The 2442-nt window shown below is 74.2% G+C and carries 2 protein-coding genes and 1 pseudogene; 2 read left to right on the forward strand and 1 reads right to left on the reverse strand.

Going from position 1 to position 2442, the window contains the following annotated elements:
• Positions 1-137 precede the first annotated feature (137 nt).
• On the reverse strand, positions 138-794 hold the full coding sequence (locus H5J33_RS31120; protein WP_181798105.1) for a class I SAM-dependent methyltransferase: 657 nt from the start codon (positions 792-794) through the stop codon (positions 138-140).
• 95 nt (positions 795-889) lie between these two features.
• Here H5J33_RS31120 and H5J33_RS31125 point away from each other — a divergent pair, with 95 nt between their 5' ends.
• On the forward strand, positions 890-1348 hold the full coding sequence (locus tag H5J33_RS31125) for an NAD(P)H-dependent oxidoreductase (protein WP_181798106.1): 459 nt from the start codon (positions 890-892) through the stop codon (positions 1346-1348).
• 122 nt (positions 1349-1470) lie between these two features.
• A pseudogene (locus H5J33_RS31130) lies at positions 1471-2442 on the forward strand (hypothetical protein); the annotation flags it as partial.

Here is a 2442-nt window from a genome sequence, read left to right on the forward strand (position 1 = left end):
GAGCAGCATCGCGACCGCCGCCGCGACGGCCACACGACCGCCGACCGTCCCCACCCTGACCCGCACTGTCGTCTCCCGTTCGATTCCGGAGCCGCAACTGTAGCCGAGGGCACCGACAACGCCGGGCGGTGTGCGGCTCACCGGTCCTCGGGCGGCTGCTCCGGGCGCCGGGCGTGCAGGAACAGCTGCGGCTCGGGGGTGGCCCCGGGAAGGTCCGGGGTGAACCGGGAGCACTCCTCGGCCAGCACGGTCAGGCCGGCGCCGGTCACCAGGCCGGTGAACGCCTCCGCGCCGAAGCTGGTCACCCGGATCGGCTGCCCCATGAAGACTCCCTCGGCGTCCTCCACGTCGAGGGGGACGGTGGCCAGCGCGACCAGACCGCCGGGCCGTACCACCCGTGCCAGCTTCGCCACGACGGCCGCCTGTTCGGCGCGTGACATCTGGAGCAGCGAGAAGTACGCGCACACCGCGTCGAAGGAGGCCTCCGCGAACGGCGTGTCACGGATGTCGGCCAGCCGGAACTCCGCCGCGGGCACCTGACGGGCGGCCAGGTCCACCATGACCGGCGAGACATCGATGCCCAGCACCCGGTGCCCGGCCCGGGCCAGCGTGTGCGCGGTCGGCCGTCCCGTCCCGCTGCCCACGTCCAGCACCCTGCTGCCCGGCGCCAGCCGCTCCAGCAGCCGGTCCAGGGACGCCCGGCGGGCGGCGGAATCGGCGAACGCCCGCTCGTAGTCCAGGCCCAGCGCGTCGAACACCACGGCGGCCGGCGTCCGGCGGTCCTCCTCGGTCATGACGGCTCCTCTCGCCACCCCGGCGGCGCGTCCCTCGCACCACCCCGCGCCGCCCGGCGTTGCGCCCACGGCGGACGCACGGCAGGGTGCCGGGTGTGCCTACCCTGCTGATCGTCCATCACACCCCGTCCCCGAACTGCCAGGCGTTGTTCGAAGCCGCCGTGTCGGGTGCCACCACACCGGAGATCGAGGGCGTGCGCGTCGTACGCCGGGCGGCCCTCGCGGCCACCGCCTCCGACGTGCTGGAAGCCGACGGGTACCTGCTCGGCACGCCCGCCAACCTCGGCTACATGTCCGGCGCGCTGAAGCATTTCTTCGACCAGGTGTACTACCCCTGCCTGGACGGGACCAGGGGCCGTCCCTTCGGCTACTACGTCCACGGCGGCAACGACGTCACCGGTGCCGTGCGCGCCGTCGAGGCCGTCACCACCGGCCTCGGCTGGCGCCGGGCCGCCGACCCGGTGACCGTCACCGGCGAGCCGGGCCAGGCCGGCACCCAGGCGTGCTGGGAACTGGGCGCCACGGTCGCGGCGGGACTGATGCCGGGCGACTGAGCCGCGGCCCGGGGAGCGCCGGTTCCTCGCACACGCCCACTGGGGTGATCTTCGTACGATGACATCCCGTAACCGGCGTGGGCCAAAACCCGCCCTCGAACCGGTCTGTTAATCCTATTTATGTGGTGATCGGAGCACTGGTCGGGTGTGGACGGGCCGTCAGGACCCGCCTCCCCGCGGTGCTGCCCCTGCTCATGGCCGTGTCGGCCGGAGCGGTGGACCGCGCCGTCGCCGACGGCGCGGGCACCCACGGGCTCGCCCTGGAGGTCACCGTCAACACCAGGCCCGGCACGGAGGCGACCCGCCCCGGTATCCGCGTCGGACACCCGCTGGTGAAGTCCTACCGCCTGATCAACCGGACCGGGGCCGACCTCTACGACGTCCGGGTGAGCGACCCGGACCTGCCCGACGCCGTCATCCGCTGCCCCGGCGGCGACGATCACCTCCGCATGCTCCGCGGCCTCGACTCCGCGACCTGCACCGCGTGGTCCACCGCCCGCGAGGGGACCTGGATCGCGGACGTCACCGCCGTCGGCCGGGTCCCCTCCCTCGGCTACGAGTCCCGGGCGTCGGCCCGATCCGGATACACGGGCGTCGGCGGACGGCTGTCGCTGACCGAGACCGTGACGACCGGCGGCGAGCCCCCCGACGGCGCCCTCCTCCTCGGCCGGGCCACCGTCTTCTACGACGTGACCAACACCGGCAACCGCACGGTGTACGACCTGCGGCTCGCCGACCCGGTCCTCCAGCCCCCGGCCATCGTCTGCGCGACGGGCGACGACACCGTCCCGAGCCTCGAACCGGGCATCACGGCGCGGTGCGTGGCGACCGTCGAGCGACCCCCGGGGGAATACCTCAGCGAGGGGCACGTGAAGGGCACCGATCGGCTCACCACGCTCCGGCCCGACGGCTGCCCGGAGTGGCCCCCGAAGCTGAAGGCCTGGGCAAAGGGCGGGTTCACGCTGTACCCGCCCCCTCCGTCCCCGCCACCGGTACCGCCGACACCGACCCCGGTCCCCGTACCGCCGGCCCCGACCCTCACCCCCGGACCCCCACCGGCTCCGCCCGCAGCCCGCTGGTGTCGCGGCCGTCCG

The sequence above is a fragment of the Streptomyces sp. WELS2 genome (assembly GCF_013870595.1).
GTDB lineage: Bacteria > Actinomycetota > Actinomycetes > Streptomycetales > Streptomycetaceae > Streptomyces.